This is a genomic window from Bradyrhizobium sp. USDA 4503, assembly GCF_054055815.1.
In genome coordinates this window covers 8,438,497-8,463,864 of record NZ_JBSRXS010000001.1, presented here as the reverse complement: position 1 = coordinate 8,463,864, position 25,368 = coordinate 8,438,497, and the positions used below count along the sequence as shown (strand labels likewise).

The following is a 25,368-nucleotide window of genomic DNA, read 5'->3' as shown; positions in this document are numbered from 1 at the left end:
GCGAAGTGGGTACCGGTTCGCGTGAAGAAAACGCGTCAAAGCAAGAGTCCAGAGCCGCAGGCTCTGGAGACGCCGCCCCGGCGCGTGAATGGCGTCCGCCGTCGTACTGGCCGTTCGTGATCCCGGCGCTCGTCGTGGTGCTGGCGGTGATCATCTTTCCGTGGGTCTTCACGATCTGGATGAGCCTGCAGGAATGGAAGGTCGGCTCGCCGACCGTGTTCGTGGGGCTCGCGAACTATCTGCGGCTGCCGACCGATCCGCGCTTCGTCGAGGCGGTCGGGCACACGCTGTCCTATACAGCGCTGTCAGTGCTGTTGCCGCTGGTGTTCGGCACGCTGGCGGCGGTGGTATTCCATCAGAAATTCGCCGCGCGCGGTTTCCTGCGCGGCATCTTCATCATGCCGATGATGGCCACGCCGGTGGCGATCGCGCTGGTGTGGACCATGATGTTCCACCCGCAGCTTGGCGTCTTGAACTATCTGCTGTCGCTGGTCGGGCTGCCGCCGCAGCTCTGGGTGTTCAACCCGGCGACGGTAATCCCCTCGCTGGTGCTGGTCGAGACCTGGCAATGGACGCCGCTGGTGATGCTGATCGTGCTCGGCGGCCTCGCCGCGATCCCGACCGAACCCTACGAGAGCGCGCAGATCGACGGTGCCAATTTCTGGCAGGTGTTCCGCTTCATCACGCTACCCTTGATCATGCCGTTCCTGTTCATCGCCGGCATGATCCGCATGATCGACGCGGTGAAAAGCTTCGACATCATCTTCGCGATCACGCAAGGAGGGCCGGGCTCGGCGTCGGAGACCATCAACGTCTATCTCTACAGCGTCGCCTTCGTCTATTACGACCTCGGCTACGGCTCGGCGATCGCGGTGGTGTTCTTCCTCCTGATCGTGGCGCTGGCGGCCCTGCTGCTTTACTTGCGCAAGCGCCTGCTGTGGACATCTGAACTCGGGGGCGAGGCATGAACCCGCGCCAGATTCTCGGGCGGATCGGGCTTTGGCTGTCGGTGTTCGTCATCGTCTCGCCGGCGATCCTGTTCTTCCTCTGGATGGCCTCGCTGTCGCTCAAATTCGAGATCGACAACGCCTCCTATCCGCCGGTGTTCTTTCCGGAGCATATCGCCTGGAAGAACTATGCCGACGTGTTCGCGTCCAACCGGTTCCTGACCTATTTCAGCAACAGCCTTGTGGTCACCGGCTGCGCCACGGGGCTTGCGATGCTGGTCGGCGTGCCCGCCGGCTACGGCATCGCGCGGATGGCGGCGCATAAATCGGCGATCGTGATCCTGATCGCGCGCATCACGCCGGGCCTGTCGTATCTGATCCCGTTGTTCCTGCTGTTCCAGTGGCTCGGCCTGCTCGGCACGCTGGTGCCGCAGATCATCATCCATCTCGTGGTCACGGTGCCGATCGTGATCTGGATCATGATCGGCTATTTCGAGACCACGCCGCTGGAGCTGGAGGAAGCTGCGCTGATCGACGGCGCGACGCGCTGGCAGGTGTTCCGCCATGTCGCGCTGCCGATCGCCAAGCCCGGCCTTGCGGTTGCCTTCATCCTCGCGGTGATCTTCTCCTGGAATAATTTCGTGTTCGGCATCGTGCTGGCCGGGCGTGAGACCCGCACGCTGCCGGTCGCGGTCTACAACATGATCTCGTTCGACCAGCTGAGCTGGGGCCCGCTCGCCGCCGCCGCCTTGATCGTGACGGCGCCGGTGCTGCTGCTCACCGTGATGGCGCAGCGGCAGATCGTGGCGGGACTGACGGCGGGTGCGGTGAAAGGCGGCTAGTGCCCGAGCGCCTCCAGCACGGCAGCTGAATCGGTGACCCAACCAAAGATGCCGCCCTGGGCCTTGATCATCTTCAGACCCATCTCGTGGAATTCCGGGAAGTAGGACGCGCAGCCGTCGGAGATCACGACGCAGCGGTAGCCGCGATCGTTGGCCTCGCGCACCGTGGTGTTGACGCAGACCTCGGTGGTGACGCCGCAGACCAGGAGATTCTCGATGCCGTATTTCTGCAGGATGTCGCCGAATTCGGTGGCGTAGAACGCGCCCTTGCCGGGCTTGTCGATCACGATCTCGCTGTCGAGGGGATAGAGCTCGGGAATGATGTCGTGCCCCGCCTCGCCGCGGATCAGAATCCGTCCCATCGGTCCGGGATCGCCGATCCGAAGCGACGGCGCGCCGCGCTCGACCTTCGCCGGCGGCGCGTCGGAGAGATCGGGCAGATGGCCCTCGCGGGTGTGGACCACGAGCAGCCCGGCGTCGCGCACCGCCGCGAGCACCGCGGCGATCGGCTGCACCGCGCGGGCAAGCCGGCTGACGTCATTGCCGAGCGTCTCGCCGAAGCCCCCTCGCTCCATGAAATCGCGTTGCATGTCGATGATGACGAGCGCGGTCCTGCTCCAGTCGAGCGTGATCGGCTCCGGCTCCGCCGCGATTGTCCCGCTTGAATTCGCCATGACGCACGCCCCGAATGCGAGAAAACCCGCATTGATTAAGCAAACCGCGTGCCATTGCGCAATGATGCGGCGCATCGCGGCGATCCCGATCAGCATGCGACCGTACGCTGCATTTGCGCATTCTGCGATCTTGCTGGCATGATCGTTGCTAGCTGGGAGCCCGACCGAACGAAGATCATCGTTCGCGAAATGACAGCCCATTTCAAACAGGCGGGAGGACAGGCATGAATGGACTTGGCGGTCTCAACAAATCACCGAACGGCGTCGTGATCGGACTGGTGCAGCTGCAGTTGCCTGTGGTTGCGACAAGGTCCGACCTGGCACGGCAGACGGAGCGCATCGTATGGATGGTCGGCAAGGCGCGGCGCAACCTCGGAACCATGGACCTCGTCGTGTTCCCCGAATACTCGCTGCACGGCCTCTCGATGGATACCAATCCGGAGATCATGTGCCGGCTCGACGGGCCTGAAGTCGCGGCTTTCAAGCGGGCCTGCATCGAGAACAAGATCTGGGGCTGCTTCTCCATCATGGAGTTCAACCCGCATGGTAACCCCTATAATTCAGGGCTGATCATCGACGATCACGGCGATATCAAGCTGTACTACCGCAAATTCCATCCCTGGATTCCGGTCGAGCCGTGGGAGCCCGGCAACATCGGCATTCCCGTGATCGATGGACCGAAAGGCGCGAAGATCGCGCTGATCATCTGCCATGACGGCATGTTCCCGGAAATGGCCCGCGAATGCGCCTACAAGGGCGCGGAGATCATGATCCGCACCGCAGGCTACACCGCGCCGATCCGCGACAGCTGGCGCTTCACCAACCAGGCCAACGCGTTCCAGAACCTGATGGTGACGGCCAATGTCTGCATGTGCGGCTCGGACGGGTCGTTCGACTCGATGGGCGAAGGCATGATCGTCAATTTCGACGGCAGCATCATCGCGCACGGGACCACGGGGCGGGCCGACGAGATCATCACCGCCGAGGTGCGGCCCGACCTCGTGCGCGAGGCGCGGATCAACTGGGGCGTCGAGAACAACATCTATCAGCTCTGGCACCGCGGCTATGTCGCGGTGAAGGGCGGTGCGATGGATTGCCCCTACACGTTCATGCAGGACATGGTGTCCGGCCGCTTCCGCCTGCCTTGGGAAGATCAGGTCAAGATCACCGACGGCACGTCCTGCGGCTTTCCCGCACCGACACGGATGTTCGGCAAGACCGCGAAGGCCGCCGAGTAGCCGGCCCTTTGATGTGAGCATGATCTCTTCGGAAAACCGCTCCACACTTTTCCGGATCATGCTCTACTTGAAGAAGTGCACGAGGCCGATGCTCAAGCCCAGCAGCAGCATCAACGACAGCGTGACGGCGGCCGTCACCCGGCCGCCGACGGTCGAGAGCACCCGCACATCGACACCGAGCCCGAGCGCTGCCATTGAGACGACGGTGAGGATCGCCGCCGTCTTGGTCACCGGCGCGATCGCGATGTCGGGCACGAGCTGGAATGAGCGCAGCGCGGCCAGCGCCAGGAAGCCGATGATGAACCAGGGCACCAGCTTGAACGGGCTGATCGAGGCGGCCTTCGAGGTGCCCTCCCTGGCGGCGCCGGCCTTGGTGCTTACCTTGCGCCGCCGCGCCACCAGCAGCGAGAGGCCGATCACGATCGGGCCCAGCATCAACACCCGCACCAGCTTGACCAGCGTGCCGATCTGGGTCGAGACGATGCCCGCCGGCACGGTCGCTGCCAGCACCTGCGGCACGGCATAGACGGTGAGGCCGGCGAGGATGCCGTATTGCGTCGCCGTCAGCTTCAGCAGCGGAATCAAGAGCGGCAGGCCGAGCACCATCAGCACGCCGAGAATGGCGGTGAACGAGATCGACGAGGCGATGTCGTCGCCATCGGCCTCGATCACCGGCGCCACCGCCGCGATCGCCGAGTTGCCGCAGATCGAATTGCCGCAGGCGATCAGGATCGCGAGCTTGGTCTTGAGCCCGAGCATCCGGCTGAGGCCATAGCTCACCGCCAGCATGATCGCGACGGTCACGGCGATGGCGCCGATCAGCAGCCCGCCCGACGCCACGATCGCGGCAAAGCTGATGGAGGCGCCGAGCAGCATCACCGCGACCTCAAGCAGCTGCTTGGCGCTGAAGGCAATGCCCGAGCGCCAGCGCGCCGACGGCTCCCAGGCGGTGCGCACCGCCATGCCGAGCAGGATCGCGACGACGAGGGCCTCGATATAGGGATGGTCGAAAACGCGCTCCTCGGCGGCCTGGATGCCGAGCGAGATGACCGTGACGACCCCGCAGAGCAGAATCCCCGGAATGAGCTGGAATATGCGCCGCAGCGCCCCCTGCTTCTGTCCCTGGTCTTGTTCTTGTTCCGGCACAAAATCCTCTTTTCGGAGAAGATTTTATGCGCCAAGGCACACCTCTTGGCTAATATATTTTCGGACTGCCCCGATAGAGAGAAGTTATGTCCCTCAACCTGCATCTGCTCCGCCTGTTCGCGGCCGTGGCGAGGACCGGAAGTTTCTCCCGCGCCGCCGACCTCCTGCACATCAGCCAGCCGGCGATCTCCAAGGGCGTGCGGGATTTCGAGCTGCAGGTCGGCTGCCGGCTGCTCGACCGCACGCCGAAGGGGGTGCGGCCGACCCGGGAGGGCGCGGCGCTGGCGCTGCATGCCGAGACGCTGTTCGCGGCCGAACGCGCCGCCGAGGACGAATTGCAGGCGCTGCGCAATCTCGACAGCGGTTCGCTGCGGATCGGTGCCAGCACCACGATCGCGACCTACATGATCCCGGAATATCTCGGCGTGTTCCACCGTGCCTTTCCCGGCATCGATCTGCACGTCGTCAGCGCCAACACCAGCGACATCGCCGCGCTGATGCTGGGACACGAGATCGAGATCGCGCTGGTCGAGGGCCCCGTCGAGGACGAGAATTTGATCAGCGAAGCCTGGCGTACCGACATGATGGCGCTGATCGCAGGTCCGGATCATCGCTTCGCAGCGGTCCAGGGGCCGATCGACATCCGGTCGCTGAACGACGAGATCCTGATCGTGCGGGAACCCGGCTCAGGCACGCGCGAGGTGGTCGCGCAGGCGCTGGCGGCCCACCACGTCGAGCCGCAGCGGACGCTCGAGATCGGCAGCACCGAGGCGATCAAGCAGGCGGTGGCATCAGGCGTCGGCGTCGCCATCGTGTCGATCGCAACGATCGACGATCAAGTGAAGCTCGGAAAGCTGAAGGTGATCCCGATCAAGGGCATCCATATCGAGCGCACGCTCTGGCAACTGAAATCGCCCGGCCGGCTCGAGGTGCCAGCGGCGGTCGCGTTCGAGGGGATCATTCGGGAGGCGCAAAGGGCCAGGACGGCGCCGCGCGGACCTGCGGCTAGAGCGCGGCGAACAGACCCTGCGCCCAGGCAACGGCATGCTCGAAGCTGAACACGCCGGGCTCGAAATAGACGGCCCGTGCCAGCACGATGCCGACCACCACCACCCAGAACACGCTGGTGCCTGCGGTCTTCAGCCATTTCGACACGCCCTCGCTCGCGATCGAAGGATCGACCGCGGGGACCGGCTCGCCGAAGGGATCGAATGCGGATTGGCTCATCGTCGTAACCATCAGGAATACCCTGAGAATGTCGCGACGACGGGGGCAGAAGCAAGGGTAGTGGAATGCCTTTTGCGGCGGTTACTTGGAAGGACGTTTTCCGGTCCGAAAGCCGGGGAGCATTTCCTTCTCGTCGCCCCCTGTAGCCATCAACCATCGGTCACGCGCCGCGGCGCCACGCGTGGCAGCGTGATGCGCATGCGTGTCCCCATACCCGGCGCACTTTCGAGATTGAGCTCTCCGCCGAGCCGGTTCGTGACGATGTTATGAACGATGTGCAGACCAAGCCCGATGCGGCCGATGTCGCGGCGCGTGGTGAAGAATGGATCGAAGGCCTGCCGCAGCACGTCGTGATCCATCCCGCAACCGTTGTCGGCGAACAGGATCTCGACCTGGTCCGCGCCTGAGGCGCGGAGCCGGATCGCGATGATGCCGCCCTTACCATCCGGAAACGCATGCGCCACCGAATTGACGAACAGGTTGGTCAGCACCTGGCCATAAGGGCCGGGATAGCTGTTCATGGCAAGACCGGGCGGGCAATCGACCTCAAGCGCCAGGTTGTTCTTCGGCAAGGCCGGACGCAGGCTCGAGAGAACCTGCTCGGTCGCCGCGCCGAGATCGAACTGGCTCCGGTCGAAATAGCTGCGATCGACGGCCACCTGCTTGAACGATTGCACCAGGTCTGCCGCGCGCTTGAGGTTGCCGACAAGCAGCGACGAGGCGCTTTCGACGACCTCGATGAAATCGCTCAGGCTAGATCGCTTCAGCTTGCCGCGCGCAGCCTCGGCAGCGAAGTCGGCGCATTTCTGCTCCAGCACCGAGGCGACGGTGAGACTGGTGCCGACCGGACTATTGATCTCGTGCGCGACGCCGGCCACCAGCCGGCCCAGCGCCGCGAGCTTTTCCGCCTCGATCAGCGACGCCTGGGTCTCCTGCAGATGGTGCAAGGCCTTCTCGGCTGCATCGCGCGCGGCGCGGATCTCGCGTTCGCTGCGCTTGCGATCGGTGATCTCTTCGGCCGCAACGTTGACGCCGACGATGCTGCCGTTCGGTTCGCGCTGCGGATGCCAATGCGTGATCCAGCATCGCTCGTCATTGTGGCCGGGGCGCTGGCCGTAAACCTCCACGTCGGTGACGGGCTCTCCCGTCTCCATGATCGAGCGAACGATACCCTCGACGGCCGAAGCCAGCGCGGGCACGCAATCATGCACCGTGCGCCCGAGGTGACCTTCGACCGAAATGCCGCAGATCTCGGTGAGCCGCTGGTTGATCTGAAGGTAACGGCAATCCGGTGAGAGATAGGCGAGCCCGATCGGTGCAGTGTCATAGATCAGCTGCAGCGCCGGTTGTTTTGGGAACTGAACGTCCTGGACGACGGACGACCTCATGTCCACTACCCCCCGTTGCACCAAGTCTAGCGCTTCACGCCCGGCCCGCAAATAGGCCAGCTGAGCCGGAAACGGTGGTCTGATCTGTCCGGATCAGGCATGGGTCGGGCCGGCAGCGGCCCCTGACCAGTGCCTGCGGCGTGCTGACGCAACGTGGGCAGCGAGCGCCCCTCGGCGCAGGCCTGCGAAGCGCGCAATTTCAGCTATTCACTGCAACGTGCGGACGAAAATTCTCGACGACGCGCAGCAGCACCCGCGCGCCGATGTCGGCATCGGCGAGTTCGACATGCTCGGCCGGATTGTGGCTGATCCCGCCGCGGCAGCGCAGAAAGATCATGCCGATATCGGCGACATCCACCATCGCCATCCCGTCATGCCCCGCCCCGCTCGGCAGCTCGAACGCGGCATAGCCCTCGGCCGCGACGGCCTCGGCGATCTGCGCCTTGAGCCACGGCGCGCAGGGCACGCTGCGGTTCTCGTGGGTGACGTCGATCTGCAAGGCGAGGTCGCGGCGTTTTGCGATCGCCTCGATCTGCCGCACGATGTCGGCGACGGCGCGCTTGCGATGCATGTCGTTCTGCGAGCGGATATCCATGGTGAAGGACACCTTGCCCGGGATCACATTGGTGGCGCCCGGCATCGCGTTGACATAGCCGACGGTGCCGACGAGGCCTTGTTCGTCGGACCTGCAAAACTGCTCGATCGCAACGATGCATTCGGCAGCACCCGCCAGCGCATCGCGCCGCAGCTTCATCGGCACCGTGCCGGCATGGCCGGCGACGCCGGTGAGACTGGCGGCAAGCCTGGTCGCGCCCGAAATCGCGCTAACGACGCCGACCGGCAGCGCCTTCTCTTCCAGCACGGGACCCTGCTCGATGTGCAGCTCGACATAGCCGAGCAGTTCGCGGCGGGCGCGCGCCGCCTTGCCGATGTGATCGGGATCGAGCCCGAACTGGATCAGCGCGTCGCGCATCGACGTGCCGGCGCGATCGCGCGTGTTGAGCACGCTCTCGTCGAAGGTGCCGGCGACCGCGCGGCTGCCGAGCAGGGTCGAGGCGAAGCGCACGCCCTCCTCGTCCGCAAAGCCCACGATCTCGATCGCGAACGGCAGCCGCCTGCCGCGCCGGTTCAGATCGGCGACGCAGGCGATTGCGGTGATGACGCCGAGCGGGCCGTCCCATCTGCCGGCGTCGCGCACGGTGTCGTAATGCGAGCCGAGCATCAGCGCCGGCAGGCCCGGCCGCTCGCCTTCATAGCGGCCGCAGACATTGCCGATGGCGTCGAGATGCGCGCTCATGCCGGCCTCGAGCATCCAGGACAGGATGAGATCGGCCGCCTTGCGGTGCTCCTCGGTGAGGAAGATTCGCGCCAGATGCTCAGGCGTCTCGGAGATCGTCGCGAGCTGATCGATCCGCGCCACGATCTCTTCGCCAAGGGAAGACGGTTTCGAGGACGGTTTTGTCTCGCTCATGCTGTTTCCCATCAATCCAACGCCGCCGCCGGAGCCCGCTTCACTCGTAGCAGGCCCGATCCGATTCACCAGCCGGCAAATGGCGCGTTGTGCGCAGGTCTCGACCGGGCTCGCACCGGCTGTCCGGCGGTTATCGACTGCTTAACGGCATTGCATACAACAGCGATCGATCGCTCACAAAATAGGCAAATCGATCTCAATCGGCTTCCGAGCGTTCCGGGACCGATCACCATTCTCACGTACATTCAATCATTTACGGAAGACTGATCGCCAAACATGCTCTGGCATGAAGCTTGCGACACTTCCCCCAAGCTCCGCCGTCAGGCGGCTGCGACAGGGACAGGCGGGCCGGACCCGCCGGAGGGAGCGAGCGATGGATTTTGGCAGGATTTCAAGAAGGCATTTATTGCAGGGCAGCGCCGCACTGGCGCTCGGCAGCACGCTCGGCATTCGGGGCGCGGCGGCAGCGGAAACCACGATCGGCTTCATCTATGTCGGGTCGCGCGACGACTACGGCTACAACCAGGCGCACGCGCAAGGAGCCGCGGCGGTGAAGAAGCTTCCCGGCATCAAGGTGGTCGAGGAAGAAAAGGTGCCGGAGACCGATGCAGTCGAGAAGACCATCGAGTCCATGATCAATCTCGACGGCGCCACGCTCATGTTCCCGACCTCGTTCGGCTACTACAACCCGCACGTCCTCAAGATGGCGGGCAAGTTTCCAAAACTGCGCTTCGAGCACTGCGGCGGCCTGTGGTCCGACAAGGACCCGAAGAACGCCGGCAGCTATTTCGGCTATATCGACGAGGCGCAATACATCTCCGGCATCGTGGCCGGCTATTCGACCAAGAGCGGCAAGCTCGGCTTCGTCGCCGCCAAGCCGATCCCGCAGGTGCTGCGCAACATCAACGCGTTCACGCTCGGCGCCCGGCTCGCCAATCCGAAGGCGACCACCCAGGTGATCTTCACCGGCGACTGGTCGATGCCGGTCAAGGAAGCCGAGGCTACCAACAGCCTGATCGACCAGGGCGTCGACGTGCTGACCTGCCATGTCGACGGACCAAAGACGATGGTCGAGAACGCCGCGCGCCGCGGCGCTCTCGTATGCGGCTATCACGTCAACCAGTCGCCGCTGGCGCCGAAGGCCTATCTCACCGGCGCCGAGTGGAATTGGGAGGCGCTCTACCCGAAATTCGTCAAGATGATCACCGCCGGCGAAGCGATCCCGAACTTCTATCGCGGCGGCCTCAAGGAAGAGATCGTCAAGGTGTCGCCCTATGGCGAGATGGTGTCCGCCGAGGCACGCAAGCACGCCGACGACGTCAAGGCCAAGTTCATGGCCGGCGAGTTTACGATCTTCAAGGGCCCGCTCGTCGACAACAAGGGCAAGACGGTGATCGCTTCCGGCACCGATCGCGGCCAGCAGGATCCCGAACTCGAGAAGATGGACTATCTCGTCGAGGGCGTGATCGGAGCCACCGCGTGACGACCGAGACGGCGGAATCGGTGGAGGCGGCCGGCATCGCTCCGGCCGCCGATCCCGGATTCCTCCAGCGCCACGGCGCGCGCATCGAATACATCCTGATCCCGGGCGCGGCGCTGGTCGGCGCGCTCGCGGTGTTCGGCGGCTTTGTCGCGCTCTACGGCAAGAACCCGCTCGATCTGTATTTCTACATGTATTACGGCGCGTTCGGCACCGCCTTCTCCTGGCAGAACACGCTGACCCGCGCCGCGCCGCTGATCCTGACCGCGCTGTGCACGGCGCTGCCGGCGCAGCTCGGCATGGTGATCATCGGCGGCGAAGGCGCGTTGTTGATCGGCGCGCTGTCGGCGACCGCGGCCGCCTTGGCGTTGCAAGGCGCAGCGCCGATCGTGGTGCAGATCGCCATGGTGATCGCGGGCATGATCGGCGGCGGCCTCTGGATCACGCTGTCGGGCGGCCTGCGGCAATATCGCGGGGTCAACGAGACGATCTCGAGCCTGCTGCTGGTCTATATCGCGCTTGCCATCCTCAACCATCTGGTCGAGGGCCCGATGCGCGATCCGGCGAGCCTCAACAAGCCGTCGACGCGCGAGATCGGCGCCGCCAACATGATCGGCACCATTCCCGGCACCGACGTGCATTGGGGCCTGGTGTTCGGCCTCGTCGCCGCCATCGCCGCCTACATCCTGATCTATCACACCACCTTCGGTTTCGCCGCGCGCGTCGCCGGCGGCAACATCCGCGCCGCCAAGATCGTCGGCCTCAGTGTCGGCAAGCTGATCCTGACCGTGTGCTTCCTCGCCGGCAGCTGCGCCGGGCTGGCCGGCATGATCGAGGTCGCGGCCGTGCAGGGCCGCACCAATGCCAATCTTGCGGCGGGCTACGGCTTCACCGGCATCCTGGTTGCGTTCCTGGCGCGGCAGAATCCGCTGGCGATCATTCCGGTGGCGATCCTGCTCGGCGGCATCTCGGCCTCCGGCGGCCTGTTGCAACGCCGGCTCGGCCTGCCCGACGCCTCCGTGCTGGTGCTGCAAGGCATCATCTTCGTGTTCGTGCTGGCCAGCGACGCGCTCTACGGGCGCATCGGCTTCCTGAAGGGAAAGTCCTGACATGGCGGACGCATCGCTCGGCCTCTGGACCGTCCCGCTCGCCGTGTTCGGCGGCGCCATCCGCGTCTCGACGCCGTTCCTGTTCGTCAGCCTCGGCGAGTGCATCACCGAGCGAAGTGGCCGCATCAATCTCGGCCTCGAGGGCACGCTGGTGATGGGCGCGATGAGCGCCTACGGCATCTCCTATCTGTCGGGCTCGCCGTGGCTCGGGGTGCTCGCGGCCGGCATCACCGGCGCGTTGTTCGGCGCGCTGCATGCCGGCATCTGCTCGCTGCCGCGCGTCAACGACATCGCGGTCGGCATCGCGCTGATGCTGCTCGGCACGGGGCTCGCGTTCTTCCTCGGCAAGCCGCTGATCGAGCCGACGGCGGCCCGGCTGCCCGCGATCGATTTCGGCTGGTGGAGCGACATCCCGCAGGTCCGCGCGGCGCTGCGCATCAACGTGCTGTTCCTGATCGGCGTCGCGATCGCGCCGCTGCTCTATTGGGCCTTCAGGACCACGCGCTGGGGCCTCTTGATCCGCACCGCCGGCGAGAGCGCCGATGCGGCGCGCGCGATGGGCCATTCGGTGCTCTTGATCCGGTTGCGCGCCACCATGGTCGGCGGTTTCCTCGCCGGCATCGGCGGCTCGTTCCTGTCGCTGTTCTATCCCGGCAGCTGGAACGAGGGCCTTTCCTCGGGACAGGGCATCACGGCGGTGGCGCTGGTGATCTTCGCGCGCTGGGACCCGATGCTGTGCCTGTGGGCCTCGCTCGCCTTCGGCGGCGCGGCCGCACTCGGGCCCGCGCTGCAATCGGTCGGCATCACCTCCGGCTATCATTTGTTCAACGCCGCGCCCTACATCCTGACGCTCGCGATCATGATCATCACCTGCTCGCCGAAGCGCACGCTGACCGGCGCGCCCGCCGAATTGTCCATCACCCGATAGCATCTCGAAAGATCATTTCATGCCCGAGCGCTTCATCAAGTCCGAGCCCTACGCCTGGCCCTACAATGGCGATCTGCGGCCGCAGAATACCGCGCTCATCATCATCGACATGCAGACCGATTTCTGCGGCGTCGGCGGCTATGTCGACAAGATGGGCTACGACCTCTCGCTGACCCGGGCGCCGATCGAGCCGATCAGGAAGCTGCTCGCGGTGATGCGCGCGCAGGGCTTTCACATCATCCATACGCGGGAGGGGCACCGCCCCGACCTCGCCGACCTGCCCGCCAACAAGCGCTGGCGCTCGCGCCAGATCGGCGCCGGCATCGGCGACCCCGGCCCCTGCGGCCGCATCCTGGTGCGCGGCGAACCCGGCTGGGAGATCATTCCCGACCTCGCGCCGCTGCCGGGCGAACCTGTTATCGACAAGCCCGGAAAAGGCTCGTTCTGCGCCACCGACCTCGAACTGATGCTGCGGCTGCGCGGCATCGAGAACATCGTGCTGACCGGCATCACCACCGATGTCTGCGTTCACACCACGATGCGCGAGGCCAACGATCGCGGCTTCGAATGCGTGCTGGTCGAGGACTGTTGCGGCGCGACCGACAAGGGCAATCACGACCACGCGCTGAAGATGATCAAGATGCAGGGCGGCGTGTTCGGCGCGGTGACCAAATCCGCCGACCTGATCGGGGCGCTGTCGTGATCATCGGCGAGCCGCCCGCACCATCAGGCGCGTTCGGCGTCGACGCCATCGCCATGACGATGCGGTTCGGCGATTTTACAGCGCTCGACAATGTCGAGCTCAAGGTGCGTCCCGGCTCGTTCCACGCGCTGCTCGGTGAGAATGGCGCGGGCAAGAGCACGCTCGTCAAATGCATCATGGGCTATTACCACGCCACCGAAGGCGACATCCTCGTCGGCGGCCGCCAGCAGGCCATTGCCAATCCGAAGGACGCGCATGCGCTCGGGCTCGGCATGGTCTACCAGCACTTTACACTAGTGCCGGCGATGACGGTCGCCGAGAATTTGGTGCTGGCGCGCGACGACGTGCCTGCCGTGGTCGACTGGCGCAAGGAGAAGAAGGAGCTGGAGGCCTTCCTGGCGCGGATGCCGTTCAAGGTGCCGCTCGATGCAAAGGTCTCCGACATCTCCGCCGGCGAACGGCAGAAATGCGAGATCCTCAAGCAGCTGTACCTGAAGCGCCGCTTCCTGATCCTGGACGAGCCGACCTCGGTGCTGACGCCGGGCGAAGCCGACGAGGTTCTCGGCATGCTGCGCGCGATGGTGGTCGCGGGCGAGCTCACCGTCCTGATGATCACGCACAAGTTCCGCGAGGTGATGGCCTTTGCCGACGAGGTGACCATCCTGCGCCGCGGCAAGCTCGCCGGCAGCGGCCGGGTTGCCGAGCTGACGCCGGACGAGATGGCCCGCACCATGATCGGCGCCGAGCAGCTGACGGTGCAGCCGCCGCGCACCGGCGAGACCGGAGCGGCCCGGCTCGAGCTCGACAAGCTCACGGCGCTTGACGATGCCGGCGCGATTGCCGTGCACGGCGTATCGCTGACCGTGGAAAGCGGCGAGATCGTCGGCATCGCCGGCGTCTCCGGCAACGGCCAGCGCCAGCTCGTGGAGGTCCTGGCCGGCCAGCGCGAGGCCGAGAGCGGCGTGATCCGCGTCCAGGGCGAGACCTATGCGGCGAGCCGCGCGGAGATGCGGCGCCACAGGATGTCGCTGTTGCCGGAAGAGCCGCTGAAGAACGCCTGCGTCGGCGGCATGAGCGTCGCCGACAACATCGCATTCCGCGAGTTCGATCGCGCCCCGTTCGCGCGCGGCGGCTGGTGGCTGAACCGTGCCGCCTTCCGCAACGACGCCGAGCGCAAGATCAACCGCTACAAGATCAAGACCCGCACGCCGGAGACGCCGATCGCGGCGCTGTCGGGCGGCAATGTCCAGCGCGCGGTGCTGGCGCGCGAGCTTTCGGGCGACGTCGAGGTGCTGATCGCCGCCAATCCCTGCTTCGGACTCGACTTCGCGGCGGTGGCGCAAATCCACGCCGAGATCATGGCCGCCCGCAACCGGGGCGCGGCGGTGCTGTTGGTCAGCGAGGACCTCGACGAGCTGCTGGAGCTGTCGGACCGGCTGGTCGTGATGTTTCACGGCGCGTTCGTGCATGAGGCCCGCGCCAGCGAGGCCGATCTCACCGAGATCGGCCGGCACATGGCAGGGCACTAGAGCGGATCACGGATCAGCTGCGCGCCGGCGCCGCCGCGCGCTGCCGTGCCGGCGCTCCGCGCAGGAACGCCCGGCCGAAATCATCGACCGCGGGCGCCAGGATCGCCCGATCGCGCGGCAGCGCGTCTGGCATCTCGTCACGGATGAACGCCAGCAGCTTCTCGCGGATCTCGCAACGCAGGTCCCAGGATTGCGGTGCATTCCGTGCACTGATCAGCGCGCGCAGCTCGATGGTGCGCGGGTGGGTGTCGATCACCTGCAGATTGACCACCGCGCCGTCCCAGAGCCGCGACTCCTTCGCTGCCTGCTCCAGCCTTTTGCGGATCGCCGGCACGTCGGCGCTATAATCAACATGCAGCGCAATCGCACCGATCAGGGATTGCGCGTCGCGCGTCCAGTTCTGGAACGGGCGCTCGATGAAATAGGACAGCGGTACCACCATGCGCCGCCAGTCCCACAGCCGGATCACGACATAGGTTGAGGCGATATCCTCGACCCAGCCCCATTCGTTTTCGATGATGACCGCGTCCTCGATCCGGATCGGCTGGGTGACGGCGATCTGCACGCCGGCGATCAGATTGCTCAGCAACGGCCTTGCGGCAAGACCGACGATCAGGCCGGCGGCGCCGGCGGAGGCGAACAGGCTGACGCCGTATTGCCTGACCGAGTCGAACGTCATCAGCGCGGTGGAGACCGCGATGATGACGATCAGCGTGTCGGTGACCCGCTTGAAGACGCGCACCTGGGTGACGTGCTTGCGTGCCAGGAAATTCTCGGCAACGTCGAGGCGAAATTTATCGAGATATCTAGCCGACGCCATGTCGACGGCGCGGATCGAGATCCAGCCGATCAGCGCGATGACGGCGACGCCGAAGAAATGGCTGAGTGTCAGCCGCAGCAGATCGTTGAGCGGCGCCAATGGCAACACCAGCGCGAGGGCGGCAAGACACAGCGCCAGCCGTGACGGACCGGCTGTCCGGTCAAGCAGCATCGGCGCGACGGAATTCTTTGGTCCCACCATGCGATGGACGATGCGTTGCGCGATGGAGTGAACGACGAGCGCAACGGCGATCGCAGCCGTGATCAGGACGAGGCCGACAACCCAATCCGGAACCCAGCGAAATGTGTGTTCCAATCCGGTTACGATCTCCTGGACGTCTTGCATGAAACCCGCCTGCTCCCGCATTGCAGGCTGCTAACGCGTGGAATCCGGGATCGCTTCTGACGTCTGTGCAACGCAGCAATTCACCCGATGCAATTCGAATGCGCAGGATGTTGCGTCAATTCGGCTGGAGTGGCACCGGCGCTAGCCGATCTCAAACGCTTCCGCGGCGAGATGCTTCATATTGGCGTGCCAATGCTCGGCGATCTGAAGCCGGGTCGGCGCCCAGACGTGCTCGTGCTTCTGGATGTAGTCGAGAAAGCGCATCAGCGCGGCGGCGCGGCCGGGACGCCCGACGACGCGGCAATGCAGACCGATCGACATCATCTTCGGTGAGGTTGCGCCCTCGGCATAGAGCACGTCGAAACTGTCCTTCAGGTAGGTGTAGAACTCCTCGCCGCCGCCGAAGCCCTGCGCGTTGATGAAGCGCATGTCGTTGGCATCGAGCGTATAGGGGATCACGAGATGCGGCTCGGTGCCGGCTGCCTTGATCCAGTACGGCAGATCGTCGGCATAGGAATCGCAGAGATAGCGCAGGCCGCCCGCCTCCATTAGAAGCCGCAGCGTGTTGATCGAGGAGCGGCCGGTGTACCAGCCGAGCGGCCGCGCGCCGGTCGCCTCGGCATGCACGGCAATGGCGCGGGCGATCTCCTCGCGCTCCTCGTCCTCCGACATGTCCTTGTGCTCGACCCAGCGCAGGCTGTGGCTCGCGATGTCCCAGCCCGCCTCCTGCATCGCGGCGACGACGTCCGGATTGCGCTTCAGCGCCATCGCGACGCCGAACACCGTGGCCGGCAGCTTCCGCTCGGTGAATATCCGCCACAGCCGCCAGAAGCCGGCGCGCGCGCCATATTCGAACATCGTCTCGATATTGGCGTGCCGCCGGCCGACCCAGGGCTGCGCGCCGAGCACGTCGGACAGAAACGCTTCCGAGGCGCGATCACCGTGCAGGATGTTGTTCTCCCCGCCCTCCTCGAAATTGACCACGAATTGCACGGCGATGCGCGCCGCGTCGGGCCATTTCGGATCGGGCGAATTGCGGCCGTAGCCGCGGAGATCGCGCGGATAGCGGGCCTCGGTCACATCAGATTTCCTCGAAGCGGATGTTCTGCGCGCCCTTCCACAACACGGTCTTGCCGAACGCGGTGAGGTTCTCCAGCCCCGAGGTCAGCGTGATGAAGTGATTGCCGGCGAGCTGGCCCATCTTGCTGGCGAAGTGCACGCCGCCATAGGCGAGCAGGATCTCGGTCTCGCTGATGCCGCCCGGATAGAGGATGATCTGGCCCGGCGCCGGATAGCTGGTGTGGTTCTCGTAGGACACGCCGAAGTCGAGATCGCCGAGCGGCATCCAGACGCCCTCGCCGCTCCAGCGCACGTGGATCGCCTGGCTCTCGAACGGCATCGCCTTGCGGAACGCGGCGACCGTCTTCGGCGCCAGCTGCTCCTCGAAACGGGCGTCAAAGGTGAACTCGCCGGCGCGGACAATCAGTTTGCTCATCGGCCTCTCGTGGGTGGGCTAAGAAGTGATGTCCCAACCATTGCCGCCGGCCCGGGCCGGACGCAAGGCCGATTCCGGCCCCGGAAGCCGGTTTTTCGCCGCGCGGCGGCCTCCAACGCAGATTTGAGCAGAGTTGCATTGCGCCGCGCCTTCCCGTTTGCGAGCCTGCGAGGGTACGTCGAACAGGGTGACCTTGATGACAACAAGCAGTCTGCACGGACATGTGGCGCTGGTGACCGGCGGATCGCGCGGCATCGGCGCGGCGATCGTCAAGATGCTGGCGGATCCCGGCGCAGCCGTCGCCATCAATTATCGCGAGCGCTCGGCCGAGGCGGAGACGCTAGCGAAGGGCATCATTGCCGCCGGCGGCCGCGCCGTCGCGATCGCCGCCGACGTCTCGGAAGCTGCCGCCGTCACCGCGCTGGTCGAGCGCGCCAAATCCGAGCTCGGCCCGGTCGACATCCTCGTCAACAATGCCGGCATCGCCATCGTCAGGGGTGTCGACGACCTCACCGAAGAGGATTTCGACCGCACCATCACGGTCAATCTCAAATCGGCGTTTCTCTGCACACAGGCGGTGCTGCCGATGATGCGCACCCGGAAATGGGGCCGCATCGTCAACATCTCCTCCGGCGCGGCGCGCGGCGCCGGCTCGATCGGGCCGCACTACAACGCATCCAAGGCGGCGATGGAGGGGATGACCCGCGGCTATGCCGCACGCCTTGTCAAGGAAGGCATCACCGTCAACGCCGTGGCGCCGTCACTGATCGAGACCGACATGATGAAGAGACAGAGCGAGCTCGTCAGCCGGATCCCGGTCGGCCGCTTCGGCACAGCGGAAGAGGTGGCACAGGCCGTGATGCTGCTGGTCAACAATCCCTACATGACCGGACAGACCATCGCGATGAGCGGCGGCATGGCGTTCAACTAGGGCACGTACCATAAACACAGTGGCGTCATGCGATGAAGCTTACGTCCGCGTTGTCCTTATAGCGGTCATTTGTGCAGCATCGGAACATGTCGCGATGGGCCAACTCCGGACTCTTGCATCGCAAGTGTCCCGCAAAATGACGAGCCAATTCAAATGTCCGTCCGGAGTGGTGCCTGCTACTTGCAGCCGCGGCAAATCGTAAGCTTGCCCTTTAGTTTGTCATCGTCCCCGGGGTCGACCGATTGCTGCCGAGAGACACGATCCGCTTCTTGATCGAGCTTGGGCTGCTTTGCCCGGTGTGACCTGACGGGTCGCGTCGTCCGGCTTGACGTGTCGTCGTCGATGCCGACGCTAAAACCATCGTAATCGGGGACCGGTCTAGCCGACGACGGCGACCTGTCGATCACTTGTGCTGGCGAAGCGCTGCCTGACTCTACCGGCGTGTGTTCGACAGTGGCAGATCGCGGGGCAGTGGAGCGTGGCAAAGAATCTTCAGCGGCCCGGGGCGGTACCGATCTCTTAGCGGTCGCCGTCGGCGGCCAGACGCTGTTGGTTGCGCCCGGAGATGCCGATCCCTCATCCGGCGGCGGCGGCGCAAGCGAAAGCGGAGGGGAAAGCGAGGTCTGACATCTCGCGCTGTCTTGTGACCAAACTCCCGCCGCCAACAAACCAAGGGCCAACAGTGTTGCGTTCTTCATTACTCGTCCTGCAAATCACTTGGAATGAAAGCATTGATCGCGTGACTCCTATCGCCACGCTTCGGCAAGAATTTCCACATCTGACATGGCGATCAAAAATTGACGGAAGTTGGGAGCCATGGGCGGATACATGCGCGCTTTGGTCCACCCTCGTTACTGGCCCCACTGCCCACTTCGGGTCCAATCGCGACCGTTTGGCCCGGTCTCGGCAAGATCCGGTATGCACCTCACAGCGGACCGTTGGCGGTCGGCTGCATTGATCGCGATGGGCCATCCGCGGTGGTTCAGCCCTGCCTCATCCAGGGTAGCCCCCAAAACCAGGGCTCGACAGGCCTCCGGGCCACCAGCCTCCGGCCCAATTCGCGGGACCAACAACCCGGTGACGAAATACCCAAACCGGCATAGCATCCGCGCATTGGAGGCGATCATGTTCAACCCAACTCAAATTGTCATCCAAGCGTTTGTCGATCAGCTTAAGGGTACATACGGCCAAATCTACGGAATCCTCGAGCCCGCCTATCCGGACATCATCGGTTTCGTTGGGCGCCTCGCGTTGGAGAATATTGCCAATAGCGATGCGGCCTACCACGACATGAACCACACCATCATGGTGACGTTGGTCGGACAGAACATTTTACTCGGCAAGCATACGAGCGAAGGCGGCGTCAGGCCGCGCGACTGGCTCCATTTCATGATTTCGCTCTTATGCCACGACATCGGCTATGTACGCGGGGTATGTCGAGGCGACCGGGACGGACTTTATGTTTGTAACGAAAATGGTGATCGCGTCCGGATATCTGCTGGAGCCACGGACGCATCCTTGACCCCCTATCATGTGACACGATCCAAGCTCTTTGTCCGCGAGCGTTTCGGCAAGGTGAGCTTGACCTCCATCGACACAAAGGAAATCGAGGCGAACATCGAGCACACGCGCTTTCCGGTACCGGGGGAAGAGGAGCATACCAGTACGGCGGATTATCCCGGCCTGCTTCGTGCCGCGGATTTGATCGGCCAATTGGCCGACATTGACTATTTGCGGAAGACGTCAGCCTTGTTTGCCGAATTTCGGGAGACTGGCGCAAGCGAGAAACTCGGATATCAGACCCCCGATGATCTACGTGCAGCGTACCCTGCTTTCTTCTGGAAGGCCGTCTGCCCCTATATCGGCGACGCACTTCGATATCTGCGGGTCACGCAGGAAGGTAAGCAATGGATCGCCAACCTTTACGCGCACGTGTTCTCGGAGGAGCACAGGGGAGCGATTACTCGAGCATAGCCGGGTGGAAGAATAACTGGCTATGCCGTCTTGACCGGCTCGTTCGATTGCCTTACGCCTCACGCCATGAACCGCTCGATCCTGATCGCCAATCTCTGGTGGCTCGCCGACTGACAGGCGGGCCGAACGCGTTCATGCATTTCGGGGCCGCCGCATTGGGCGGCCTTTTTCTTTCACCTCATCCAGCCCGCATGCGGTGTCCCCATTCAAACGAATGGAGATAAGCCGTGACCAAACCGATCATCCTCACCGGCGACCGCACCACCGGGCCGCTGCATCTCGGCCATTACGTCGGCTCGCTCAGAAGCCGTCTCGCGTTTCAGGACAGCCATGAGCAATACCTGCTGCTCGCCGACATGCAGGCGCTGACCGACAACGCGCACGACATCGGCAAGGTCCGCGGCAACGTCATCGAGGTCGCGCTGGATTATCTCGCCGTCGGCATCGATCCCGAACGGACCTCGATCTGCCTGCAGTCGCAGCTTCCGGCGCTCGCCGAATTGTCGATGCTCTATCTCAACCTCGTCACCGTCGCGCGGCTGGAGCGCAATCCCACCATCAAGGACGAGATCCGCGCCCGCGGATTCGGACGCGACATCCCTGCGGGCTTCCTGTGCTACCCGGTGACGCAGGCCGCCGACATCACCGCGTTTCGGGCGACCGTCGTGCCGGTCGGCGAGGACCAGGCTCCCCTGATCGAGCAGACCAACGAGATCATCAGGCGTGTCAACGCGCTCGCCGGTCGTGCGCTCCTGCAGGAGGCGGTGGCCGTCATACCGCGCGCGGGACGGCTGCCGGGCGTCGACGGGCGCGCGAAGATGAGCAAATCCGCCGGCAATGCGATTGCGCTCTCGGCCTCGCCCGGTGCCATCACGGCCGCGGTGCGCGCGATGTTCACCGATCCCGATCATCTGCGCGTCGGCGACCCCGGCAAGGTCGAGGGCAATGTCGTCTTCTGCTATCTCGACGCGTTCGACGACGATCACCACGCCGTCGAGGAATTGAAGGCACGCTATCGGCGCGGCGGTCTCGGCGACGCAGCGGTCAAGCGGCGGCTGGAGGACATCCTGCAAGCCCTGATCGCGCCGATCCGGGCCCGACGCGCCGAGCTGGCAGGCGATCGCGACCATGTCGCTGACGTGATTAGGCGCGGAACCCTGAAAGCCCGGGAGATCACCGAGCGCACCAAGCGCGATGTGATGGCGGGACTCGGCTTGTTCCAGCTCTGAATGCGCCGTCATCAAAACCATGGCAGGAACTGTGCTTGCCTGTAACGGTTGTCCGCTTGGCGAAAACCGGATTTGGAGCCTGTCGTGATCGATCCGAAAGCGCTTCTCGAACGCGCCGCGCAATTGACCGATCAGGCCAAGGGCGAGGAAGATGCCGGCATCCGCGAGCGGCTGCTGCGCATGGCCGAACATTACCGCGACCTGGCCGCGCATGAGGCCTGGGCGAACGAGAACCCGCCATCGGTCGGCGCGATCACCAGTGCGCTCAGCCCCCGCACCCATTGACCTGTTCTTCGTCAGCTCACGCGAATGCGATAGCCCAGTGACTGCCGCGCACCCGGCGCGATGTGCATGAGGCCGGGCTTGCCGGCGAACTCGCCATCGAATTCGACAGGGCTGGCGAAACCGTACCACGGCTCGATGCAGAGGAACGCCACGCCGCCGACCTTCGACCAGATGCCAAGTTCGCGAAAGCCGCGCCAGGACAGCTCGATCGCGGGTCCCTGCGCAGCAGCAAAGCGAACCGACGCGCTCGCAACCTGATCGAGGATCATGGCATCGTCATCGAACAATTGCTCGGACAACGCCAGCACGCTGCCCTTGATCGGACTCGGCTCGGCTTGCGGCCGCATCAGGCCCTCCGTCAGCCGCCGGATCGGCGCCGGCTCATCCTTCGCGAAGGTCAGCGCGTACGCCTCCTTTGCCAATCCCGGAAGCAGCGGCCAGTTGAAGGCAGGATGACCGCCGAGCGAGGCCGACAGCGTCTCGGCGCCGGTGTTGACGATGTCGAAGGCGACATCGAGATCGGCGCCATCAACGGTATAGGTGACCTCGAGCCTGAACGCGAAGGGATAGCGCGCACGCGTCTCCGTATCGTCGGTGAGCGCAAGCTTGCAGGATCGGGGCCCCTGCTCCACCCAGGCAAAGCGGCGATCCCGCGCGAAGCCGTGCTGCGTCATCGGATAGGTCTTGCCGTTGTGGCGCAGCGTATCGTTCTTCAAGCGGCCGACGATCGGGAACAGGATGGGCGCATGGCGCGGCCATTGCGGGCCGGCCTGCCACAACAGTTCGGTCCCGTCGGCATTTCTGAGCGACGACAATTCGGCGCCCTGCGCCGAAATGGTCGCGGCGATTCCTTCGCCGCGCAGCGTGTGACTGTCGCTCATGCCTCGCCTCGCCGGGTTGCGCTATGCCCCGACAGGAGATGTTCGAAGCCGGCGAGGCCGTCAACCCCAAAGCAATAGCGCCGCCCACGCGTGGCGGGCCACGCTCCGGGCCTAACCGGTAATCTTGGAGAAATCGGGCTGGCGACGCTCGGCAAAGGCGGCAAAGGCCTCGCGTGCTTCCGCACTCATCAGTCGCTCCTGGAAGATCTCGCCCTCGCGCGCCATTTGCGCGCTGATCCTGGCGGGGTCGCGCATCAGCGCCTTGGTGTGCTGGAGCGAGCCGAACGGCCGCTTCGCCAGCGCGTCCGCCGCCGCGCGTGCCTTGGCGCGCAGGTCCGCGAGCGGCACAACCGCGTTGGCGAGGCCGATCGAGACCGCCGTCTCCGCCTCGACCGGTTCGCCGAGCGCGAACATCGCATAGGCCCGCGCATAGCCGATGCGCTGCGGCAGCAGATAGGTCGAAGCCGCCTCCGGCACCAGCGCCAGATTGACGAACGGCGTGATCAGCCGCGCGGTCGGCGCGAGGTAGACGAGGTCGCAATGCAGCAGCATGGTGGTGCCGATGCCGACCGCATTGCCCTGCACGGCGGCAACCAGCGGCCGCGTCGCCTTGGCAAGTCCGGCGAGGAAGCGCGTCACGTGGCGCTCGCCCTGCACGCCGCGCGACACCGCCGCGAAATCGGCGAGATCGTTGCCCGCGGTAAAGCTGTCGCCGTCGCCCTGCAGCAGCACTGCGCGGATCGCGGAATCGCCCTCCGCGCGCGCGAGCGCGTCGGCCATCGCGCCATACATCGCGTTGGTGATCGCGTTCTTCTTGTCCGGGCGCGCCATCGTCATGGTGAGGACACCGCCGTCCAGCGCTACGACCACTTCACTCATGCTTCACTCCTGTTGCTCGCTTCTTGCTTGAGGCGTCTTCTTCACGCGAACCGGTAGCCGCTTCGCTCGAAAACGCTCTAGCTGTCTTAGTCCTTCGGAAACTTGTCTTGCAGGCTGGTCAGCCAGCGCGACACCACGTCGATCTCCGCGTCCGAGAACCCGTCCATCAGACGGTTGTTGATCGCCCTGGTCCGCGTTGCGGCGCGTTTGCCGAACTCCTGCCCCGCCGCGGTCAGGAGGAGCCGCTGGCTGCGGCCGTCCTCGCCATCGCGCCGGCGTTTCACGAGGCCTGCACGTTCCATCCGGTCGGCGAGGCCGCTCATCGCCGACGGCACGATGTCGAGCGCCTGCGAGACGTCGCCGATCAGCGCGCCGTCATTGCGCCCGAGAAAGAACAGCACGCCGGCCTGGGCCGACGTCAGATCGTGCGTGGCCGTCTCCTGCTCGATGGCGCGCTGCAACCGGCGATAGGCCACGGTCAGAAGAAAGATCAGCCGGTGTTCCGCTTTCATGCCGTCCGTTATATATTTCGTACGCGAAATATCAAGATACTTCGTGCACGAAATATCCGACGCTGCGGCGAAGTCCGCTGGCTGGTCGGGCCGGAAACCGTGGTGTTCCCTCAAAAGCCCGGCCTGCATATCGACTGGAATGAGCTCCCGCCAACGGGTTGATTGCGACATTTTGATCCTGTCGCTGGATCGTCGCACTGCGGCCCAGCAGAAAATCCTTGATCGACATCGATCAAACGGGAAATCTTCCCACCCGGGAGCCGCCCGGTTGCGTTGCGGCACCGGCGGGGTCACGAGAGTGTCATGACGTTAGCGGCAAGTCCGGCCAAGGAGCGTGTTGTCCGCCCAAAGCGGCCGCGCCATCTAAGCGAAGCCATGCGCTGTGAGACCGCGTTTCGCCTGATCCTGTCCGAATGCCTCGAGGAAGTCGCCACCAATCACGAGGCCACAAGTTCCGGCGATTCCGCCGCGCTGCACCAGACCCGTATCGCGCTGACGCGGCTGAAGGCGGCGATCGCCTTCTATGGGCCGATGGTGGCGGACACCGAATGGACGCGACTGAAATCCGAGTTGAGATGGCTGAGCGCCCATCTCGGCGCCACGCGCGACCTCGACGTCGCGATCGAGAACAGCAAGGGCCTGCCTGAAGAAGGCATGCTCCAGACGGCGCGAACCGACGCGTTCGAGGCGCTCAAGGAGGCGTTGCAAAGCGATCGATACTGGCGATGGTTCGACGGCATGTGGGACTGGGTCGGCAGCGGCCCCTGGACCACGCGGCAGGACCCTCGCGCCGCGCAGCGGCGAGCCGTGCCAGTCGCGGTGTTTCACGCGCGGCGGCTGGCGCGGTGGCATGGCAAGCTGTGCCAGAAGAGCCGCGGGCTGCAAGGCATGGGCAAGAACAAGCGCCACCGCGTCCGTCTCGCCAGCAAGCGGCTGCGTTACGCGATCGAGTTCTCGGAGGGCGGCTTGCCCCCCGACGAATACGCGTCATGGCGGATCATCCTGAAGCATCTGCGCAAGGGACAGCAATTGCTCGGCGAATTGAACGATGACGAGGTGCGTCGCGGGCTGCTCGAGAGCGTCGATGCACCCGCGCAACGCGCCCACGAGCGCAAGGCCAAGCACCAGCGCGTGCACGAACGAAAGCGCAAGAGCCGGCTGCTGCGCCACGCGCGCGGCGGTCTATCGAAAAATCTCCGACTGAACGCGCGTCAGCGCAACTCCGTCGGCGCGCGGATACCGCTCGCGTTGAGGACTGCGCCTAGGAATGATGTATAAAACATCACTTATTGCCCTTGTGCCATCATTACTTGATGTGCATAAATAACATTAAAA

The 25,368-nt window shown here is 64.7% G+C and carries 25 protein-coding genes; 14 read left to right on the top strand and 11 right to left on the bottom strand.

Annotation, left to right across the window (positions count from 1 at the left end; all coding sequences use genetic code 11):
* Positions 1-5 precede the first annotated feature (5 nt).
* Together ACVMIH_RS39805 and ACVMIH_RS39800 are read left to right on the top strand one after the other, a co-directional pair.
* A complete protein-coding gene (locus ACVMIH_RS39805) occupies positions 6-968 on the top strand; it encodes a carbohydrate ABC transporter permease (RefSeq protein ID WP_057015282.1) in 963 nt (320 codons plus the stop codon).
* Entirely contained in the window at positions 965-1,789 is an 825-nt protein-coding gene (locus ACVMIH_RS39800) for a carbohydrate ABC transporter permease (protein ID WP_038383999.1), read from the top strand. Before ACVMIH_RS39805 ends, ACVMIH_RS39800 begins: the two co-directional genes overlap by 4 nt.
* Here ACVMIH_RS39800 and ACVMIH_RS39795 read toward each other — a convergent pair.
* A complete protein-coding gene (locus tag ACVMIH_RS39795) occupies positions 1,786-2,463 on the bottom strand; it encodes a cysteine hydrolase family protein (protein ID WP_456866095.1) in 678 nt (225 codons plus the stop codon). The two genes, ACVMIH_RS39800 and ACVMIH_RS39795, sit on opposite strands and share 4 nt — an antisense overlap.
* Positions 2,464-2,687: 224 nt before the next feature.
* Between ACVMIH_RS39795 and ACVMIH_RS39790 the strand changes: the two genes are divergently transcribed.
* Positions 2,688-3,701, top strand: coding sequence for a formamidase (locus ACVMIH_RS39790; RefSeq protein ID WP_028339439.1), 1,014 nt, complete (start codon positions 2,688-2,690; stop codon positions 3,699-3,701).
* A 63-nt stretch (positions 3,702-3,764) separates the two neighbouring features.
* Here ACVMIH_RS39790 and ACVMIH_RS39785 read toward each other — a convergent pair whose 3' ends face one another.
* Positions 3,765-4,847 (bottom strand): YeiH family protein, encoded by a 1,083-nt coding sequence (locus ACVMIH_RS39785; protein ID WP_456866092.1) that lies wholly within the window; start codon positions 4,845-4,847, stop codon positions 3,765-3,767.
* A gap of 86 nt (positions 4,848-4,933) precedes the next feature.
* On the opposite strand from ACVMIH_RS39785, the gene ACVMIH_RS39780 reads away from it, so the two are divergent.
* Positions 4,934-5,905, top strand: coding sequence for a LysR substrate-binding domain-containing protein (locus ACVMIH_RS39780; RefSeq protein WP_456866089.1), 972 nt, complete (start codon positions 4,934-4,936; stop codon positions 5,903-5,905).
* Here ACVMIH_RS39780 and ACVMIH_RS39775 read toward each other — a convergent pair.
* The 3 genes from ACVMIH_RS39775 to ACVMIH_RS39765 all read right to left on the bottom strand — a co-directional run bounded on the left by ACVMIH_RS39775 (position 5,853) and on the right by ACVMIH_RS39765 (position 8,933).
* On the bottom strand, positions 5,853-6,074 hold the full coding sequence (locus ACVMIH_RS39775) for a hypothetical protein (RefSeq protein WP_456866086.1): 222 nt from the start codon (positions 6,072-6,074) through the stop codon (positions 5,853-5,855). The genes ACVMIH_RS39780 and ACVMIH_RS39775 overlap by 53 nt on opposite strands.
* Before the next feature lie 149 nt (positions 6,075-6,223).
* Complete coding sequence (locus ACVMIH_RS39770; protein ID WP_057015257.1) at positions 6,224-7,462, bottom strand: ATP-binding protein; 1,239 nt, start codon at positions 7,460-7,462, stop codon at positions 6,224-6,226.
* Positions 7,463-7,661: 199 nt separating this feature from the next.
* Positions 7,662-8,933: an allantoate amidohydrolase gene (locus ACVMIH_RS39765; RefSeq protein ID WP_456866083.1), complete on the bottom strand. Its 1,272-nt coding sequence runs from the start codon at positions 8,931-8,933 to the stop codon at positions 7,662-7,664.
* Positions 8,934-9,306: 373 nt separating this feature from the next.
* Between ACVMIH_RS39765 and ACVMIH_RS39760 the strand changes: the two genes are divergently transcribed.
* Genes ACVMIH_RS39760 through ACVMIH_RS39740 form a run of 5 tightly spaced genes read left to right on the top strand, consistent with a single transcriptional unit; the run spans position 9,307 to position 14,682 of the window.
* Positions 9,307-10,416, top strand: a complete 1,110-nt coding sequence (locus ACVMIH_RS39760; protein ID WP_057015255.1) for a BMP family ABC transporter substrate-binding protein — start codon at positions 9,307-9,309, stop codon at positions 10,414-10,416.
* The gene (locus ACVMIH_RS39755; protein WP_092082494.1) at positions 10,413-11,522 is read left to right on the top strand and encodes an ABC transporter permease; all 1,110 of its coding nucleotides are present in this window, start codon (positions 10,413-10,415) and stop codon (positions 11,520-11,522) included. Before ACVMIH_RS39760 ends, ACVMIH_RS39755 begins: the two co-directional genes overlap by 4 nt.
* 1 nt (position 11,523) lies before the next feature.
* Positions 11,524-12,450: an ABC transporter permease gene (locus ACVMIH_RS39750; RefSeq protein WP_018270387.1), complete on the top strand. Its 927-nt coding sequence runs from the start codon at positions 11,524-11,526 to the stop codon at positions 12,448-12,450.
* A gap of 19 nt (positions 12,451-12,469) precedes the next feature.
* On the top strand, positions 12,470-13,153 hold the full coding sequence (gene biuH, locus ACVMIH_RS39745; RefSeq protein WP_057015253.1) for a biuret amidohydrolase: 684 nt from the start codon (positions 12,470-12,472) through the stop codon (positions 13,151-13,153).
* Positions 13,150-14,682, top strand: a complete 1,533-nt coding sequence (locus ACVMIH_RS39740; RefSeq protein WP_253624151.1) for an ABC transporter ATP-binding protein — start codon at positions 13,150-13,152, stop codon at positions 14,680-14,682. The genes biuH and ACVMIH_RS39740 overlap by 4 nt, the downstream gene beginning before the upstream one ends.
* Positions 14,683-14,695: 13 nt before the next feature.
* On the opposite strand, the gene ACVMIH_RS39735 is transcribed toward ACVMIH_RS39740, so the two are convergent.
* From ACVMIH_RS39735 to ACVMIH_RS39725, 3 genes are all read right to left on the bottom strand, one after another.
* Entirely contained in the window at positions 14,696-15,847 is a 1,152-nt protein-coding gene (locus tag ACVMIH_RS39735; RefSeq protein WP_253624152.1) for a mechanosensitive ion channel family protein, read from the bottom strand.
* Positions 15,848-15,988: 141 nt separating this feature from the next.
* The gene (gene puuE / locus ACVMIH_RS39730; RefSeq protein ID WP_253624153.1) at positions 15,989-16,927 is read right to left on the bottom strand and encodes an allantoinase PuuE; all 939 of its coding nucleotides are present in this window, start codon (positions 16,925-16,927) and stop codon (positions 15,989-15,991) included.
* Between the two features lies 1 nt (position 16,928).
* Positions 16,929-17,342, bottom strand: coding sequence for a DUF3830 family protein (locus tag ACVMIH_RS39725; protein ID WP_016843084.1), 414 nt, complete (start codon positions 17,340-17,342; stop codon positions 16,929-16,931).
* 196 nt (positions 17,343-17,538) lie between these two features.
* Here ACVMIH_RS39725 and ACVMIH_RS39720 point away from each other — a divergent pair, with 196 nt between their 5' ends.
* The 4 genes from ACVMIH_RS39720 (at position 17,539) to ACVMIH_RS39705 (ending at position 21,761) form a co-directional block, all read left to right on the top strand.
* Positions 17,539-18,273, top strand: a complete 735-nt coding sequence (locus ACVMIH_RS39720; RefSeq protein ID WP_253624154.1) for an SDR family NAD(P)-dependent oxidoreductase — start codon at positions 17,539-17,541, stop codon at positions 18,271-18,273.
* 1,125 nt (positions 18,274-19,398) lie between these two features.
* Positions 19,399-20,247, top strand: a complete 849-nt coding sequence (locus ACVMIH_RS39715) for an Npun_R2479 family HD domain-containing metalloprotein (protein ID WP_076824479.1) — start codon at positions 19,399-19,401, stop codon at positions 20,245-20,247.
* Positions 20,248-20,474: 227 nt separating this feature from the next.
* Positions 20,475-21,476: a tryptophan--tRNA ligase gene (gene trpS / locus ACVMIH_RS39710; RefSeq protein WP_253624155.1), complete on the top strand. Its 1,002-nt coding sequence runs from the start codon at positions 20,475-20,477 to the stop codon at positions 21,474-21,476.
* An 84-nt stretch (positions 21,477-21,560) separates the two neighbouring features.
* Positions 21,561-21,761 (top strand): hypothetical protein, encoded by a 201-nt coding sequence (locus tag ACVMIH_RS39705; RefSeq protein ID WP_253624156.1) that lies wholly within the window; start codon positions 21,561-21,563, stop codon positions 21,759-21,761.
* An 11-nt stretch (positions 21,762-21,772) separates the two neighbouring features.
* Here the strand turns inward: ACVMIH_RS39705 and ACVMIH_RS39700 are convergent, their stop codons facing one another.
* The 3 genes from ACVMIH_RS39700 to ACVMIH_RS39690 form a co-directional block, all read right to left on the bottom strand.
* Complete coding sequence (locus ACVMIH_RS39700; protein WP_456866080.1) at positions 21,773-22,642, bottom strand: aldose 1-epimerase family protein; 870 nt, start codon at positions 22,640-22,642, stop codon at positions 21,773-21,775.
* A gap of 111 nt (positions 22,643-22,753) precedes the next feature.
* Positions 22,754-23,521 carry an enoyl-CoA hydratase-related protein gene (locus ACVMIH_RS39695; protein WP_253624158.1) on the bottom strand — a complete coding sequence of 256 codons (768 nt, stop codon included), beginning with the start codon at positions 23,519-23,521 and terminating at the stop codon, positions 22,754-22,756.
* A gap of 86 nt (positions 23,522-23,607) precedes the next feature.
* Positions 23,608-24,033 carry a MarR family winged helix-turn-helix transcriptional regulator gene (locus ACVMIH_RS39690; protein ID WP_253626011.1) on the bottom strand — a complete coding sequence of 142 codons (426 nt, stop codon included), beginning with the start codon at positions 24,031-24,033 and terminating at the stop codon, positions 23,608-23,610.
* Positions 24,034-24,408: 375 nt separating this feature from the next.
* Between ACVMIH_RS39690 and ACVMIH_RS39685 the strand changes: the two genes are divergently transcribed.
* Positions 24,409-25,311: a CHAD domain-containing protein gene (locus tag ACVMIH_RS39685; protein WP_456866077.1), complete on the top strand. Its 903-nt coding sequence runs from the start codon at positions 24,409-24,411 to the stop codon at positions 25,309-25,311.
* Positions 25,312-25,368: the final 57 nt, after the last annotated feature.

What these genes read in the sequence shown, in the direction of transcription:
- ACVMIH_RS39800 (WP_038383999.1), top strand. Translation starts at nt 965, where the DNA reads ATGAACCCGCGCCAGATTCTCGGGCGGATCGGGCTTTGGCTGTCGGTG.
- ACVMIH_RS39795 (WP_456866095.1), bottom strand. Translation starts at nt 2,463, where the DNA reads ATGGCGAATTCAAGCGGGACAATCGCGGCGGAGCCGGAGCCGATCACG.
- ACVMIH_RS39790 (WP_028339439.1), top strand. Translation starts at nt 2,688, where the DNA reads ATGAATGGACTTGGCGGTCTCAACAAATCACCGAACGGCGTCGTGATC.
- ACVMIH_RS39780 (WP_456866089.1), top strand. Translation starts at nt 4,934, where the DNA reads ATGTCCCTCAACCTGCATCTGCTCCGCCTGTTCGCGGCCGTGGCGAGG.
- ACVMIH_RS39775 (WP_456866086.1), bottom strand. Translation starts at nt 6,074, where the DNA reads ATGAGCCAATCCGCATTCGATCCCTTCGGCGAGCCGGTCCCCGCGGTC.
- ACVMIH_RS39770 (WP_057015257.1), bottom strand. Translation starts at nt 7,462, where the DNA reads ATGAGGTCGTCCGTCGTCCAGGACGTTCAGTTCCCAAAACAACCGGCG.
- ACVMIH_RS39765 (WP_456866083.1), bottom strand. Translation starts at nt 8,933, where the DNA reads ATGAGCGAGACAAAACCGTCCTCGAAACCGTCTTCCCTTGGCGAAGAG.
- ACVMIH_RS39760 (WP_057015255.1), top strand. Translation starts at nt 9,307, where the DNA reads ATGGATTTTGGCAGGATTTCAAGAAGGCATTTATTGCAGGGCAGCGCC.
- ACVMIH_RS39750 (WP_018270387.1), top strand. Translation starts at nt 11,524, where the DNA reads ATGGCGGACGCATCGCTCGGCCTCTGGACCGTCCCGCTCGCCGTGTTC.
- biuH (WP_057015253.1), top strand. Translation starts at nt 12,470, where the DNA reads ATGCCCGAGCGCTTCATCAAGTCCGAGCCCTACGCCTGGCCCTACAAT.
- ACVMIH_RS39735 (WP_253624152.1), bottom strand. Translation starts at nt 15,847, where the DNA reads ATGCAAGACGTCCAGGAGATCGTAACCGGATTGGAACACACATTTCGC.
- ACVMIH_RS39725 (WP_016843084.1), bottom strand. Translation starts at nt 17,342, where the DNA reads ATGAGCAAACTGATTGTCCGCGCCGGCGAGTTCACCTTTGACGCCCGT.
- ACVMIH_RS39720 (WP_253624154.1), top strand. Translation starts at nt 17,539, where the DNA reads ATGACAACAAGCAGTCTGCACGGACATGTGGCGCTGGTGACCGGCGGA.
- ACVMIH_RS39715 (WP_076824479.1), top strand. Translation starts at nt 19,399, where the DNA reads ATGTTCAACCCAACTCAAATTGTCATCCAAGCGTTTGTCGATCAGCTT.
- ACVMIH_RS39700 (WP_456866080.1), bottom strand. Translation starts at nt 22,642, where the DNA reads ATGAGCGACAGTCACACGCTGCGCGGCGAAGGAATCGCCGCGACCATT.
- ACVMIH_RS39695 (WP_253624158.1), bottom strand. Translation starts at nt 23,521, where the DNA reads ATGAGTGAAGTGGTCGTAGCGCTGGACGGCGGTGTCCTCACCATGACG.
- ACVMIH_RS39690 (WP_253626011.1), bottom strand. Translation starts at nt 24,033, where the DNA reads ATGAAAGCGGAACACCGGCTGATCTTTCTTCTGACCGTGGCCTATCGC.
- ACVMIH_RS39685 (WP_456866077.1), top strand. Translation starts at nt 24,409, where the DNA reads ATGCGCTGTGAGACCGCGTTTCGCCTGATCCTGTCCGAATGCCTCGAG.